The organism is Kitasatospora sp. NPDC054795 (assembly GCF_053611565.1).
The window spans coordinates 32,149-46,730 of the sequence record NZ_JBSHAP010000028.1 but is presented as its reverse complement, the minus strand read 5'-3'; the positions used below and the strand labels follow the sequence as shown (position 1 = coordinate 46,730).

12 protein-coding genes and 3 pseudogenes are annotated in these 14,582 nt (G+C 71.3%); 2 read left to right on the top strand and 13 right to left on the bottom strand.

Translation table 11 applies throughout. The annotated features are described in order from the left end of the window. Positions 1-11: 11 nt before the first annotated feature. A pseudogene (locus tag ACWGJO_RS13150) lies at positions 12-1,087 on the bottom strand (integrase core domain-containing protein). Positions 1,088-1,336: 249 nt separating this feature from the next. Beyond that, positions 1,337-2,182 (bottom strand): S1 family peptidase, encoded by an 846-nt coding sequence (locus tag ACWGJO_RS13145; protein ID WP_452183504.1) that lies wholly within the window; start codon positions 2,180-2,182, stop codon positions 1,337-1,339. A gap of 336 nt (positions 2,183-2,518) precedes the next feature. On the opposite strand from ACWGJO_RS13145, the gene ACWGJO_RS13140 reads away from it, so the two are divergent. Continuing rightward, complete coding sequence (locus ACWGJO_RS13140) at positions 2,519-2,728, top strand: sigma factor (RefSeq protein WP_452183503.1); 210 nt, start codon at positions 2,519-2,521, stop codon at positions 2,726-2,728. Between the two features lie 135 nt (positions 2,729-2,863). Here ACWGJO_RS13140 and ACWGJO_RS13135 read toward each other — a convergent pair whose 3' ends face one another. The 10 genes and pseudogenes from ACWGJO_RS13135 to ACWGJO_RS13090 all read right to left on the bottom strand — a co-directional run bounded on the left by ACWGJO_RS13135 (position 2,864) and on the right by ACWGJO_RS13090 (position 10,472). Beyond that, positions 2,864-3,493 carry a hypothetical protein gene (locus tag ACWGJO_RS13135; RefSeq protein WP_452183502.1) on the bottom strand — a complete coding sequence of 210 codons (630 nt, stop codon included), beginning with the start codon at positions 3,491-3,493 and terminating at the stop codon, positions 2,864-2,866. A 343-nt stretch (positions 3,494-3,836) separates the two neighbouring features. Further along, entirely contained in the window at positions 3,837-4,373 is a 537-nt protein-coding gene (locus ACWGJO_RS13130; protein WP_452183501.1) for a nuclear transport factor 2 family protein, read from the bottom strand. 90 nt (positions 4,374-4,463) lie between these two features. Further along, on the bottom strand, positions 4,464-4,724 hold the full coding sequence (locus tag ACWGJO_RS13125) for a cupin domain-containing protein (protein ID WP_452183530.1): 261 nt from the start codon (positions 4,722-4,724) through the stop codon (positions 4,464-4,466). 344 nt (positions 4,725-5,068) lie between these two features. After that, positions 5,069-5,578: pseudogene (locus tag ACWGJO_RS13120) on the bottom strand (nicotinate phosphoribosyltransferase); the annotation flags it as partial. 61 nt (positions 5,579-5,639) lie between these two features. After that, a pseudogene (locus ACWGJO_RS13115) lies at positions 5,640-5,783 on the bottom strand (ricin-type beta-trefoil lectin domain protein); the annotation flags it as partial. A gap of 915 nt (positions 5,784-6,698) precedes the next feature. Then, positions 6,699-7,898, bottom strand: a complete 1,200-nt coding sequence (locus ACWGJO_RS13110; protein ID WP_452183500.1) for a cytochrome P450 — start codon at positions 7,896-7,898, stop codon at positions 6,699-6,701. A 35-nt stretch (positions 7,899-7,933) separates the two neighbouring features. Beyond that, a complete protein-coding gene (locus ACWGJO_RS13105; protein WP_452183499.1) occupies positions 7,934-9,304 on the bottom strand; it encodes an NAD(P)/FAD-dependent oxidoreductase in 1,371 nt (456 codons plus the stop codon). Further along, positions 9,294-9,503 (bottom strand): ferredoxin, encoded by a 210-nt coding sequence (locus tag ACWGJO_RS13100; protein WP_396251442.1) that lies wholly within the window; start codon positions 9,501-9,503, stop codon positions 9,294-9,296. The genes ACWGJO_RS13105 and ACWGJO_RS13100 overlap by 11 nt, the downstream gene beginning before the upstream one ends. 70 nt (positions 9,504-9,573) lie before the next feature. Continuing rightward, positions 9,574-10,023, bottom strand: coding sequence for a DnaJ domain-containing protein (locus tag ACWGJO_RS13095; protein ID WP_452183529.1), 450 nt, complete (start codon positions 10,021-10,023; stop codon positions 9,574-9,576). 311 nt (positions 10,024-10,334) lie between these two features. Continuing rightward, the gene (locus tag ACWGJO_RS13090; RefSeq protein ID WP_452183498.1) at positions 10,335-10,472 is read right to left on the bottom strand and encodes a hypothetical protein; all 138 of its coding nucleotides are present in this window, start codon (positions 10,470-10,472) and stop codon (positions 10,335-10,337) included. A 312-nt stretch (positions 10,473-10,784) separates the two neighbouring features. Between ACWGJO_RS13090 and ACWGJO_RS13085 the strand changes: the two genes are divergently transcribed. Next, positions 10,785-13,376 carry a SpoIIE family protein phosphatase gene (locus ACWGJO_RS13085; RefSeq protein WP_452183497.1) on the top strand — a complete coding sequence of 864 codons (2,592 nt, stop codon included), beginning with the start codon at positions 10,785-10,787 and terminating at the stop codon, positions 13,374-13,376. Positions 13,377-13,713: 337 nt separating this feature from the next. On the opposite strand, the gene ACWGJO_RS13080 is transcribed toward ACWGJO_RS13085, so the two are convergent. Continuing rightward, positions 13,714-14,058: an MMPL family transporter gene (locus ACWGJO_RS13080; RefSeq protein WP_452183496.1), complete on the bottom strand. Its 345-nt coding sequence runs from the start codon at positions 14,056-14,058 to the stop codon at positions 13,714-13,716. Between the last annotated feature and the right edge of the window lie 524 nt (positions 14,059-14,582).

The following is a 14,582-nucleotide window of genomic DNA, read 5'->3' as shown; positions in this document are numbered from 1 at the left end:
GCAGCATGTTGCTACTCATGGAGGAGGCCGCCGAGTCGGTCGCGTCGTCGTATGCCGAGGCGGGCGATTTGCCCTGGATCGGTGATCGGTTGGGGGAGTGGGTGGAGTGGGCGGGCGTTGGCGATGCCCTGGTGTGGCCGGTGCCCGTTGTAGAACGTCTCGAACTCGCGCAGGGAGTGCAGGAGATGGCGCTGGTCCCAGATCAATGTCCGGTCCAGTAGTTCTCGCCTGCAGGTTTGTACCCAGCGCTCCATGATGGAGTTCATTCTCGGCATCCGGACGCCGCTGAGTACCACCTCGATGCCCGCGTCCTTGAGTACCTCGTCGAACAGCTGCGGGAACTTCCCGTCCCGGTCCCGGATCAGAAAGCGGGCCCGGCAGTCGGCGTCCTCAAGATCCATGGCGAGATTCCTCGCCGTCTGGGCCACCCAGGCTGCGGTCGGATGCGCGGTCACGCCCAGGACCCGGATGCGGCGGCTGGCGTGCACCGCGAACACGTACAACCGGCCCCGGACAGGGTGACTGTCTCGAAGAAGTCGCACGCGAGGAGCGCGTCGGCCTGGGAGCGCAGAAAGTCCGCCCACGTGGTGGAGGTCCGCTCGGGTGACGGCGGGATCCCGGCCTTCTGGAGGATCTCCCACACCGTGGACGCGGCCGCCTTCACGCCGAGGACGAGAAGCTCGCCGTGAAGGCGGCGGTACCCCCACCCCGGATTCTCTGCGGTCAGGCGCAGGACCAGGGTGCGGATGGAGCGTACGGTGCGCGGCCGCTCTCCGCGCTTGGGACGGGACCGGGCAGCGTGACGGCGGGTGACCAGGTCGCGGTGCCAGCGAAGAACGGTGTCCGGCCGTACCAGTAGCCGTATCCGGCGGAGCACCTGCGTCGGCAGGTGGTGGAACAGTGCCGCAAGGAATGCCCGGTCGCTCGCTTCGAACCGGACCCGCTGCCCGCCCAGCTGCCGTTCCAGCACCGCGATCCGATGGCGCAGGGCCAGGATCTCCACGTCCTTGTCGCGGTCGCTCATCGGCAGCAGGCGTAGCATCGCGAACGCGTTGGCCACGCCCAGGTACGCCAGTCTCAGCAGCACGATCCATCAGCCTGGCACGCTCATGCGGGCACTCGTGGCCGTTCGCGAGAATGCGCAGGTCACAGGCCCCGGATGAGGTTTTCGGCAGGAGTAAGGTCGCGCCGCGGGGCCCCCGGACCGCGGCCGCCACAGCACGCTGTCAACCACCTGGCGGTGGTCACGCCATGGACGACCCGGTTGTCCACCTGCGGCAACCGGGTCGATCCGCTTCCACGTCGCGCCGTCAACTCACCTCAACCTGACGTGAGATCAGTTGACGGACGCGCCGACGGGTCGGCTGTTCGCGCGGATCGTCGCGTGGATCCAGTCGGCGTAGGCGGGTGCGCTGCTGTAGAGGCCGGGGCCGGAGGCGCACGGTACGTGTCCGCCTACGCCGGGGCCGGAGGTGACGCCGATGAGTTCCCACCGCCCGCCCCGGCCGCGCTGGATCTGTGGCCCGCCGGAGTCGCCGAAGCAGGCCATCGCCTGGGGGATCCGGCTGACGGTGCACAGCCGGCTGGGGCCCGCGTAGCCGGGGTCGCACTCGGATTCGGCCGCCCGGCGGGTGTCGAGCTGCTGGAGGTGGTCGGGGAACTTCAGAAGGTCGAGGTCGTTGCTGTCGACAACGGTGCCGAAGCCGAGCAGCCGGGTCGGGGTCCCGGGGTCTCCGGGCCGCTCGGCGATGGGAATGGGCCGCTCCTTGACCGGGCTGTCGAGACGGATCAGTGCGACGTCGTTCAGGTTGGGCCCGGCGCCCCAGCTCTGCCGGTAACCGGGGTGGGTGAACGTGCCGGCGATGGCGCGGACGGTGCCGCCGGACTTGCGTTCGTCGCTGCCGACGCGGACGGTGCCTGTGGGCTCGACCAGGTTCGGGTCGACGCAGTGGGCCGCCGTCAGCACCCACTGGCGGTCGATCAGCGAGGCGCCGCAGACGCCGTCCGGCAGGCCGGGGGCCGACACCGGAATGGACGCCATGAACGGGTGGCGCTGCGTGGCGTCCGTCCCGTTGACGATCGCCCCGGCACTGCCGGCCGTCGCGACGGCGCACCCTGCGGCGATCACGGCGATGGTCGCGACGCGGGCCGCGCGGCGCCGCATGAGCTTTCGGCTGGGCATCAGAGATCCTCCTTGAAGCGGAATTTCCGGCTGCCTCAGCCTTCCTTTTCAAGATCCACCGGCCTATCCGGGCAGCAGGCGTAAGGACGGTGGGGATACCCCCCGGCGTCGTTGTCGTGGATGGCGTCGTCGAGAACGAGGCCCCTACGCGTGGTGAGGCGGGTTGTTACCGGTGTCGGTCATGCCGACCTGGCAGGGGGCCGTGTCGCCGGTCCGGTATCCGCGCCGCACTGCTGGAGTGAGGTGCGTCACTTCGCGCGCCGTCGTGCAGCACCGCCTCGGCGATGACCGTCATGGGGGCGATGGATGACGACGAGAGGAAAGCGAGGGCGGCGGGTGAGGCTACGCAGGGCCAGTCCCGGAATCGACTTCGTCGAGTTCGTGCAGCAGCGTTCGGGTGCGCTGTTCCGGACCGCGTACGTGCTCACCGGGGATCCGCACGCCGTGGAGGACCTGGTGCAGGAGGCCCTGGAGCGGGCCTGCCGGCACTGGCGGCGGGTGGCGGCCCGGAGGTGCCGGAGGCGTACGTACGGCGGATCCTGGTGAACCTGGCCAACGACCGCGGGCTGCGGCTGAACCGGACCGGTGGGCTGCTCTCCCGGCGCCCGACGCCAGCGCGGCCCGGCGCTCCGGACAGCCGCCCATCGTTCCGGCCGTGAAGTCGGGGCCGGTTGCCGACGATCAGTCGTCGGCCGCGACCGTGCCGGTGGCCGAGACGGACGCGTCAACGTCCATGCCGAGGTTCGTCAGTCGCCAGTCGCCCTTGACCTGGCCGAGGGTGAAGGTGAGGGCGAGTTGCACCTGGCCCGAGCCCCGCTTGGTGCTCAGGATCGCCTGCCGCAGGGTGTGGCCGTCGACGGTCACGTCCGCGTCGGTGACCACGCTCTGGCCGCCGGCCTTCGGCGTCTGGCGGGTGACCTGGAAGTCCGGGGTGTGGACGGCCTGGACGAAGTTCTGGTGCAGGGAGTTCACCACCCGTGCGAATGCCGTCTTCGGGTCCTGCTGCGGGGAGGCGCCACCTGCGGTCGGGGGCAGCTGGGTGAGCGCCCACGCTTGGTCGACGTCCCCTCGGTAGACGTCGGCGAGCCAGGCCTCCAGTACCGGGGCCGGCCCGTCCGCGGTCGGCGTCGCAGCCGCCGTCGGGGTGGGCGTGGACGCCGGGGCCTGCGTCGGCACACCAGCCGGAGCGGTGGTGGGGCTCGCGGCGGGCGCGGACGCCCCGGCCGCCGTTCCGGAGCCGCCCGCCGAGCAGCCCGCGACGGCGAGTGCGAGGAACGGCGCGGCTATCGCTCTGCGCAGGAACAGATCCACGGTGGTCTCGACCTTCGTCTGTGGGAAAGGGCAGGTGCGTGCTCAGGCTAGACCCGCATCTTCCACCCCCGACCGCACCCCCATTCGGCTGACGTCGCCACCGTTCAGATCTGTGCCCGTGCACGTCTTGCGCGAACTGTCCGACACGCTCGATGAACCCGTGCGGCGATCCGGTGAGCGGGTGGTCCGCGTCGGTCCCGCGGCGGATCCGCCACCGACACGTGCATGTCCTTCCCGTGGCCCTCATGAGCGCGGGGCCGAGGCCGGCGTGTCGGAGATGCGGATCCGGTGGCCGGTAACTGGTGGTCGTCTTCGGTGAGCGTGCGGAACCGCCGACGCCGACTCACGCAGAGGTGGAGCCGGCGTCGGCGGAGAGCCAGTTGTTCAGCGTGCGGTACAGCTGCCGCACTGGTTCGGGCCGGTCGTTGCCATGAAGGTCATTGGCGACGGTGTAGCCCTTGCTTGCGAGCATGCAGGTCAGCATGCGATATGACGGCCGGGCACGTTCCAGGACGCCCGCGTCGAGGCGAATGGAGTCGCCGGGGACGGCCGGAACCAGGCTGTCGTGTTCGTAGACGGGGTCGAGGGACACGATCACCCACGTCCCAGCGCGACGCTCTACGCGGTAGAGCAGCCGCACATGGGACGTGAGGTCCGCCTCGATGCCGTTGACGTCGCCGCGTATGTGGATCGCCGCGCCGATCCCCACGAGCGCGCGGTCGTCGACCACGTCGACGATCGGTGGGGACAGGAAGTGGGTGGCGGCGTCGCCACGCGCCGACATCTGTCGGGCCGCGGCGATGAACTCGGCTCCTGATCCGTTGAACCAGCACAGGCGGATCGCCGCGTCGGGGGCAGGCAGTCGCCCGTGGCGTCCCACCAGCCGCGGTCGCGGCGCGGCGCTCGTGGAGGACGAGCTGGGCCGCCGCGGTGACGTCGTGGGCCGCCGAGGCCCCCGTGATCCTCGCGGTCACTGAGCCCACGGCGGCGCGAAGGACGCCCCGCCGACGGTCGCCTTCATGCCGGCGCCGGCCACCGCCGTGACCCGAGCCGGCTTCTGCGAGCAGGCGTTGCGCAGTCGCAGGACCGCGTGGGCGGGCACGATGATCGCGTCGCCGGCGGCGGCCAGGACCTCCTCGCCGGCGATGGTGGCCGCGAGCTTGCCTTCGATGACGACGAAGACCTCCTCGCGGTCCATGCCGTGGACTTCGCTGGTCGCGCCGGGCGCCAGGTCGAGCGCCCAGATCGCCGGCTCGGCGCTGCCCCGGGACGGGATGGCGAGCGGGCGGAAGGTGAAGCCGTCGCGCTCGAAGGTCGGCGCGTCGGCGAGGGTGGCCAGAGACAGGGACGACCTCTTTGCCGACCTGCTTCTGCTCGATGACCTCCTACTGCGGGAACTTGAGCGTCTCGCGGTAGAACCGCTCGTTGAGCTCGCGGTCCAGGTACAGCCTCCAGACCTGTTCCGGCGCGGCAGCGAACTCGTGAGTGATCGTGAATTTCGTCATGCGGCCACGCTAGAAGCCGCCCCACCGCGAAAGCGTGGCAGCGTGTCCAAACCACTCGAACGATTGCGTGCTCCAGCAGCGGGCGGGTCCCCGGCGGCGCCGACTCTCCGCGCAGTGCGACCGTGTCGGTGAAGCCCGGGCCGCGGAAGACCTGCTTAACGCCGGGCGCGGTGACCTTGGCCGTGGACAGCTTCATCATCGGCCGCCCGTCGTACTCGACCAGCTTGTACGCGGCGTCCAGGTACGGTGCGTCCGCCGACACCCCGACCAGCGTGCCGACGGCGAACAGGTCGATCGGCGCTCCGGCGCGGACCAGTTCGTCGATGGCGTAGTCGTCGAGGCCTCCGCTGGCCGTGATCCGCACCCGCGGTAGCCCGGCGGCATCCAGAATCCTCCGCGCCGCGACCGCGAGCGCGCCGAGGTCCCCGCTGTCGAGCCGGATCGCGCAGCCCTCGTGCAGCCCGAGTTCTCGCAGGATGCGGGCCGCGACCGCCACCCCGGCCTCGGTGTCGTAGGTGTCGACCAGCAGCGTCACCGGTCCGGGGTGGGAGCGGGCGAAGGCCCGGAACGCCGCGGCTTCGGACGAGCAGGGTGGCGTTGGCGGTCCCGCCGTCGGTCGTGTCGACGCACAGTCCGGAATCGGTGCTCTGGATGCTGCCGTTGGCGTTGAGCTGCCACTGCTGGTGGAAGTTGTCCCGGGAGCACGGCCAGGCGACGACCTTGCCGCCCGGGGTGTTCTGGGAATTGTCGTCCAGGCACAGGGCATTGCCGGAGCTGTCCGCCACTCCCAGCTCCAGGAAGCCCCGGACCACTCCCTGGCTGCTGAGCGGGCTGGACTTGGCGGGGGGAGTCGGGCAGGAACGTCCAGCCCTGGCTGCCCGTGCTGTTGCAGGACTCGATGTCTGTCTGCGTGGCCCAGGCGGTACCGGGGGCGCTCAGGCAGCGGCCGGAGGGCCCGCCGACGAAGGCGCTGGAGGTGCTGAAGCCGCGAACGATGTGCTGGCCCGAACCCGTGGCCACGCTCGCGAAGTTGGACTGGCCGGCGCAGCTGCCGTACTCGGCGACGTGGGACACGGTGCCGTACAGGCCGCCCGCATCGGTGCTGCTGGGGCCGCCGAAGACGACGTCGGAGACGGTGTTGTCGGAGCAGGTGCCGTTGCGGTGGCAGGTGACGTACTCGACGAAGCCGGTGCCCGTGCCGTTGAGCAGACCGGGTGGCAGTGTCCAGCTGCCGATGTGGGCGATCAGCGGCTGGGCGCCGGCCGAGTCGTACACGTCGCCAGGTGCTGGTGCTGGTGCTGGAGGTGCTCTGGATCAGCTTCACCTTGAGGTTGTAGGTGTGGCCGTACACCGCCGTGAAGAGGACGGAGCAGGACTGGCCGGCACCGCCATCGACACCAGCCCGCACACGGCTCGGGCCATGGGGCCGTGGCTGCGCTGGTGTAGGTCAGGCGGAAGCTGCGGGCATGGTTCAACAGCCAAGACCCGGTGGACTCCCAGTTCGATCAGGGCTGTGCGGCACCGTGTCCACGACACGCTTGGGCCTGAGGTCCTCGGCTGCCGCCCTGGGCGAGACGCCCCCGTCTGGCATGTTCGTGTCCGAAAGGTGGCAGGTCAAATGTTCTGCCCGAACTTCTCCGGCGCCCGCAGTGTTGGGGAGACTCTGCGCGGGCCGGAGCAGGTGGTGGGCAACGTCGCGGTCAGGGTCGGATGGGGAGGTGGCGGGGGCCGCGGAGCATGGCGGCGTGCCGGTAGGGGGGTGGGTCCTGGAGCAGGGTTGCGCTGGTGAGGCGGGGGATCAGTGCGCCGAGCGCGGCCTGGGCTTCGATACGGGCGAGTGGTGCGCCATAGCACAGGTGGACGCCGCCGCCGAAGCCGAGGTGCTGGTTGTCCGGGCGGGTGGGGTCGAACCGGTCGGGATCGTGGAACCGCTTGGGGTCGCGGTTGCCGGAGGCCAGCGCGAGCACGACGGAGGTGCCCTTGGGGAGGGTGGTGCCGGCGATGTCCACGTCGGCGAGGGGGATGCGTTGCCGCATGTGCACCGGGGGCTCGTAGCGCAGCAGCTCCTCCACCGCGGCCGGTAGCAGGTCGGGTTCGCGGCGCAGCCGGTCCAGTTGGTCGGGGTGGCGCAGCAGGGTGAGGACTCCGTTGGTGATGAGGTTGACGGTGGTTTCGTGTCCGGCGATGAGGAGCAGTACGGCGGTTTGCGCGAGTTCCTCGTGGGTGAGCCGCATGGCCGGGTCGGGTTCGTTGATGTAGGCGGAGAGCATGTCGCCGGTGGGATGGTTGCGGCGTTGTTCGGCGAGGTTCACCAGGTACTGGCCCAGCTCGATCAGCGCCTGCGCACCGGCCCGGTCCCGCTCGGCGGAGGACTCCTCGTCGGGTCTGACGTCGGCGGAGGCGACGATCGCGTCGGACCATTGCCGGAACTGTGGTTCGTCTTCCTGGGGGACGCCGAGCAGTCGGCAGATGACGGTGACGGGCAGCGGGTAGGCGAAGTCGTCGACGATGTCGATCGCGGTGCGGTCCTGGAGGTTCCGGAGCAGTTCTTCGGTGATTTCGGTGATCTGGCCGCGCATGGCGTCGATGCGGCCGGCGCTGTGCGGCGGGCCGAACGGCCGCATGGCCAGGCCGCGCAGTCTGTGGTGCTCGGGGTCGTTGAGCCGTAGGAACGGCGGCTTCGGCGCCCCCTCGGGTGGGGTGGCGAGGCTGCGGGGATCGGCGCTGATGCGCGGGTCGTGGAGGAGCGCGGTGATCTCGTGGTAGGTGCCGACCAGGTAGCTGCCGTCCGCCTGCCGCACGACGGCACCGGCTTCGCGCAGTTCCGTGTAGAGCGGGTAGGGATCGGGGCGGTTGGCGTAGTCGGTGATCCGTTCCAGGAGGGTGTCGGCGGCGGCCATGGGGTGGGGCTCCTCGTGGTTGGGCGGGGTGCGGGTCAGGTGGGCTGGACCACGGTCAGTCGGCGGGCGGGCAGGTGGCCGGTGAGCGCGACGGTTGGGCCGTGGGAGAGCCCCTTCGGATCCGGCACGTCGGAGGGGAGCGGGATCTCGGCCGCGAGCGGGCGGTCGGACGCTCCGGGCGCGGGTGGGAAGGGGGCGGCGGTCTCGATCAGGTGCGTGTAGTAGTCGAGTGACTTGGCCATGTCGACGGTGACCGCGGCGGTGACCCGGCCCTGGTAGCCGTAGACCATCGCCAGGCGACGCTCCTCCAGCGTGCCCTGGGCGATGACCACGTGGTCGGAGAAGGTGGGCACGCCCACAGACTTGATGTTGAGCCCGAACTGGCTCGACCAGAACGTAGGGAGGGCAAGGTGCGGGCGGCGCAGAGGGCCGGGATTGACCATGTTGTGGGCGGCCACCTCGGCCTGTGCGACCGCGTTGCCCCAGTGTTCCAGGGAGAGCATCTGGTAGCCGAACAGTGGGTGGGGGAAGCGGGAGACGTCACCGGCCACGAAGACGTCGTCGGTGACGATGCCGTACATGTCGAAGACCCGGCACCCGGCGTCGCAGGCGATCCCGCGCGGGCCTGCCGCCAGTCCGGAGTCCGCCAGCCATTCGACGTTGCGGACCGCCCCCAGGGCCGCCACGCACACGTCCGCCTCCACGCGGCTGCCGTCGGACAGGTCCGCACCGGTGAACCGGCCGTTCCCGTCGCCCCGCAGGGCGGTGACGGTCACCCCGCAGCGCAGGTCCACCCCGTTGTTGCGCTGCATGGCGGCCGCGAGCTTGGACAAGGTGCCGCCGAGCGCGCCCACCAGGGGCGCGGGGCCACGTTCGGTGACCGTGACGTCGAGACCACGTTCCCGGCAGGCCGAGGCGATCTCCGAACCGGTGAAGCCCCCGCCGATCACCAGCACCCGCCGCGGGCCCGCGGCCAGCCGCTCGGCCAGCCCGGCGGCGTCCTCGCGGGTACGCAGCGTGAACACTCCGTCCAGGGCGGCCTCCGCCGCGCTGGGCCAGGGCCTGGCCCGGGTGCCGGTGGCGATCAGCAGCCGGTCGAACGGCAGCGAATCGCCGTCGGCCAGCACCACCCGCTTCCCGACAGGGTCCAGGCCGGTGGCACGGACCCCGAGCCGCCAGTCGGCGTCCGGGTCCCGGCGCATCGGCAGAGCGGTGGAGTCCGCCGCGACCTTGCCGAGCAGGACCTGCTTGGACAGCGGCGGCCGGTCGTAGGGCGGATGGGGCTCGTCCCCGACCACGGTCAGGGAGCCGGTGAAGCCCTCCTCGCGCAGCGCCTCGGCGGCCCGCAAGCCGGCCAGCGACGCGCCGACGATGACGATCCGGCCTTCTTGAAGGTCAGCGGCCATCGGGGCTCACCTCCTTGCCGAGGACGATGGCCTGGACCGGGCACGCCGCCGCGGCCTGGCGCACGCGCTCCAGCTGGTCGTCGGGAACGGCCGGGGCGTACAGCAGCCCCTCCTCCCCGTGCAGCTGGAACACCTCCGGCGCGAGGAACACGCACTGCGCATAGCCCTGGCAGCGTGTGAGGTCCACAACGATCTGCATGCCACTACTCCCTCCGTCACCCCCTCCGTTCCAGAGTGGGGGATGGACTGGACCTCCGCACGGCTACGGGTCATCCCCGGCGAGAAGGGCCGGGGAGCGGAGAGCGCTGGCCGATCATCCGGCGCGTCCGAGCGGTGACGTCTCCCCGGACCGCGACCGGCTGAAACGAAGCCAGCCCGGCCCCGGCTGTCAAGCGGCCGGGAGCCGGGCGGATGGTCGGGCCTGCGAGGTCATCGGGGCAGGGGGCTGATGCGGACAGGGCCCGCGACAACCGTCGCCCGTGCGGCTGCTCTGGATAACTGACCGATGGCCGAACGGCTGGTGTTTGCGGGGCCGGCGTGCGGACCGGTCGGCCATGGCGGTCCAGGGCGTCGGTCAGGCGGTGGTGGGCGTCGATGACGCGGGCGAGTTGCTCGGCGGCGGCCGGGTCGGGGTTGGTGTCCGGGTGCAGCGCCCGGGCCAGGGCGCGATAGGCGCTTGCGATCCGGTCCCGGGTGGCGCCGCGGGGAAGCCCGAGCACCCGGTAGGGGTCATCACGGGGGATGCTCACTCCGGTCCACCTCCAACCCGTGGGATCCCCTGCTGCCGGTGCCCGAGGCGCGGCGGGGCGCGGGCCCGCCCCGTGACCTTCCGTGGACTGTGGTCAAGGGATGCGGGCGGGGCCTGTGCGTCCGACGTTCGAGGCCGGGGGCGATCGCCGAACTCGGCGCGCCGGAGCGGCACGCGAAGATCGTCGTCGACCCCTCGCTGGTCGCCGGCTGATCGGCCGAACGACGGTGGCGTCCCTGGGATCTCCCGGGGACGCCACCGTCGTTCGCGGCACGGGCGTGCTCAGTGGACCGTGATGTCGCCGCGCGTGGTCTTCACCACCACGCTGTGCGGCGCGTCCGTGGCGGTGTTCGGCAGCGAGACGCTCGGCGACGACCGGGAGCTCTGCGCGTCGACGTGGTAGGTGGCGTCGTGAGGCACCTTGAGGTCGACCCCGCCCCAGCCCGCGGTGACCTTCAGGGAGGATCGGTGTCCTCGTCGTCGAGGTCGTCGAATGGCTCGAAACGCGGGGACCCCCAAGGGGCGGGCATTTCGCTGGTGTCCGGCTGGCCGGGTTCTGACCAGCGGTGTAGATGTTGGTGTGTGCGGTGGTTCGGTACTTGGCGCGCCGCCTTGTCAGGTGGCGGATACCGGGCTGCGGAGCCGCAGCCGTCAGGCTCTGCAGCCGATGCGGGCGGCTCCGGACAGCGACGGTGGTGGGCGGGGTTCGTCCCGCGCAGTGTCGCGGGCCGGGTGTTCGTGCTGCAGCTGGTGGTGGTGCTGCTACTGGTCGTGGCCGCCGCGCTGGAGCTGGTGGTGCAGGCGCACGGCGACATCAACGAGAGGGCCCGGAGCCGGGCGATGGGTGTCGCCCAGACCTTCGCCACCTCGGCGGGGGTCGCGCCCGCGCTGGCTACCGGCAACCCGTCGGCGATCCTTCAGCCCAAAGCCGAGGCGGCATCGCAGACCCTGGGCGACACGGGCATCCAGGTCATCAACGCGCAGTACGTCCGGGTGGCCGACCGCTATTCGTACCGGGTCGGCACCACGCTGGAGCCCGGCATCGTGCCCACACTGTCCCGCGACCATCCGAACTTCGCCAAGGTCACCACCAGCGCGGGCGGAGAGCAGGTGGTCGCCCGGGTTCCGGTGTACGACAACGGCACGTTCGTCGGATGGGTGGCCGCCAGCACCCACATCAGCGACATCAACGGTGTCATCGGCCAGCGCGTGCGCATCCTGTTCGCCGGGGCCGCCGGTGCTCTGGTGGTGTCCGTGCTGGGGACGGCCCTGATCAGCCGCAAGCTCAACCGGCAGACCCGGGGCCTGGGACCGGCCGAGATGACCCGGATGTACGAGCACCACGACGCGGTGCTGCACGCGGTGCGCGAGGGTGTCGTGATCGTCGACGGCGAAGACCGGGTGGTGCTCGCCAACGACGAGGCGCGGCACCTGCTGGAGCTGCCCCCGGACTGCGAGGGCCGCCCGGTGGCGGAACTGGGTCTGGAAGGGCCGGTGGCTGCACTGCTGGCCGGCGGCAGCGCGGCCAGCGACGAGGTGGTTGCGGCCGGGGAGCGGCTGCTGGCGGTGAACATCCGGACCACCGACGACGTCGGCGGTCCGCCCGGCAGCGTGGCGACCCTACGCGACACCACCGAACTGCGTGCTCTGTCGGGACGGGCGGAGAAGGCACGCGGTCGCCTGCGTCTGGTGCACGAGGCTGGCACGAGCATCGGGACGACCCTGGACGTGACCCGCACCGCCCAGGAGCTCACCGAGGCGGTGGTACCCCGGTTCGCCGACTTCGTCACCGTCGACCTGGCCCCCGGAGTCGTGTCGGGCGACGAGCCCACCGAGCGTGACTACCACGAGGTGGTCCGCGTCGCGATCAGCGGCATCCGCGACGACGCACCCTTCTACCGGCTCGGCCGCACCACCGACTTCGGCCCGGCCACCCCCCAGGGCTGGAGCCTGGGCACCGGACAGTCCAGGCTCGAACCCCGCCTCGCCGACGCCACCGCATGGCAGGAGCACGACCCGCCCGCCACCCGCGCCCTGATGGACTACGGCGTGCACTCGATGATCGCGGCCCCGCTGCTGGCCCGCGGCATCCTGCTCGGGGTCGCCGAGTTCTGGCGTGCGGACACCTCGGCGCCCTTCGAGGAGGACGACCGCTCGGTGGCCGAGGACCTGACCGCGCACGCCGCCCTGTGCATCGACAACGCCCGTCGGTACACCCGCGAGCACACCCTCGCCACCAGCCTCCAACGCCGCCTGCTGCCCGGTGACCTGCTCCCGCAGTCCGCCCTGGAGGTCGCCCACCGCTACCTGCCCGCCCAGGCGGGCGCCGGCGGCGACTGGTACGACGCGATCCCGCTGCCCGGCACGCGGGTCGCCCTGGTCGTCGGTGATGTCGTCGGACACGGGATCCACGCCGCTGCCACGATGGGCCGCCTGCGCACCGCCGTCCACAACTTCTCCAGCCTCGACATCCCTCCGGACGAACTCCTCGCCCACCTCGACGAACTCGTCCAGCGCATCGACCAGGAAACCGCCGACCCCGAGGACACCATCACCGGCGCCACCTGCCTGTACGCCGTCTATGACCCCACCACCGGAACCTGCACCATGGCCACCGCCGGCCATCCGCCGCCCGTCGTCGTCCACCCCGACGGCAGCGCCCACTACCCCGACATGCCCCAGGGCCACCCCCTCGGCCTGACCGCACTGCCCTACGAGACCACCCGGCTCGACCTGCCCGAGGGCAGCCTCCTGGTCCTGTACACCGACGGACTCGTCGAAAGTCGCGACCACGACATCGACACCGGCATGCAACTACTGCGCGAGACCGTCGCCTACCCGCAGCGCACGCCCGAACAGGCCTGCGCCGCCATCCTGCGCAGCCTGCCGCCCGCCCACCAGAGCGACGACGTCACCCTGCTCGTCGCCCGCACCCGCACCCTCGACCCCGGCAACGTCGCCGGATGGGACGTTCCCCAGGACCCCGCCGCCGTGGCCCGCGTCCGGGCAGCGGTGAACGACCGACTCGACGCCTGGGGCATCGACGAACAAGCCTTCGCCACCGAGCTCATCCTCAGCGAACTGGTCACCAACGCCATCCGCTACGGTGCCCCACCCATCCACGTGCGACTGATCCGCGACGCCGCCCTCGTCTGCGAGGTTTCCGACGGCACCAGTACCGCGCCCCACCTGCGCTACGCCGCCACCACCGACGAGGGCGGACGGGGACTCTTCCTCGTCGCCCAACTCGCCGACCGCTGGGGCACCCGCTACACCGAAACCGGCAAGATCATCTGGAGTGAACAAGCACTCGCCCACCTTTGAGTCCGGGTGAGCTGTCCCGACCTTCGGGAAGTTCTCGTGACCGCACCCGAGCTGTACTCGGCGAGACTCGGCAGGGGGCCGACGACACCTGAACTCGTCGGTCGATGCCGGTGTGTCGTCGGGTGTGTCGGCCGCGTCCTAGGAGTGGTGGCTCCGGCGGGCCCAGGAGGGGTCTGTGCCCTGTTCCTCCTGTGGCGCGTACGGCGGGGGGTAGGGGTGGGTGTCCTGGTGCGGCGGCGCGGGCCACTGGGAGCAGGGCGGCGACTGCGGTGAGTGTGCTGTGTCCGTGCGGTGCTGGTTGGTGGGTCGGGTGGTCGTGCGTCCGGGGCGCAGGGGCCTACAGGCCGGGGCCGAGGATCGCGGCCAGGGCGGGCACCAGCACGATGGACAGCAGGAACGCGGAGAGCAGGATGCCGAGCGCGGTGGCGAAGCCGATCTGCTGGGTGGAGGGTTGCGGGGTTACCGCGAGGCCGGCGAAGGAGCCGGCCAGGACGAGGCCCGCCGTCGCGATGGCCGGGGCGGTGTGCCGCAGGGCGCGCGCGACTGCTGCCCGGGGCGGCCCGGGGTGTTCCATCTCTTCCCGGATTCGGTCGCTGATCAGGATGTTGTAGTCGGTGCCGAGCGCGACCACGAACAGGAACAGGACCAGGGGCAGTGTGAAGTTGACGCCCGGCTTGTCCATCGCGTGCTGGAACAGCAGGGCGGCCGCGCCGAGGGTGGCCGCGAAGTCGAGGCCGACGGGAGGACCGCAACCTTGATGTTGCTGGCAAGGCCAGCCGGCACCGGCGAGTCGCGGTCGCTCTCCGGGGCGGCCGAGGATCGCAGCACGGATACGCCGGGGGTGGGGGCGTGCCAGGACGTGTGGCGGTCGTCCCCGGGGCAGCCGAGGATCACAACTCTAAGCGTGTGCAAGCCAGTTAAGCACCCAGTGGCATGGTGGTCGTATCTCCGGGCGGCAGAAGGTCGCAACACTGGCGCGCCGAGGTCACAAGCAGCGGCGGGTGTCAGCTGCTCGGGTTCTTGTCAGCGTTGGAGCTGTGCCGCAGTGCCCGGGTATGTGCGGAGAGTGGGGTTGACGGCGCGGCGGTCGCGGTGGCGGGAACCAATGCGGGGCGGCGGCCCGGGCCGGGCGGCCGGGGATGTCGAGGGCGGTGAGGCGACGGACCAGCCTGCTGCCGGCGAGGTGGCGCCTGCGCGGGAAGCGCG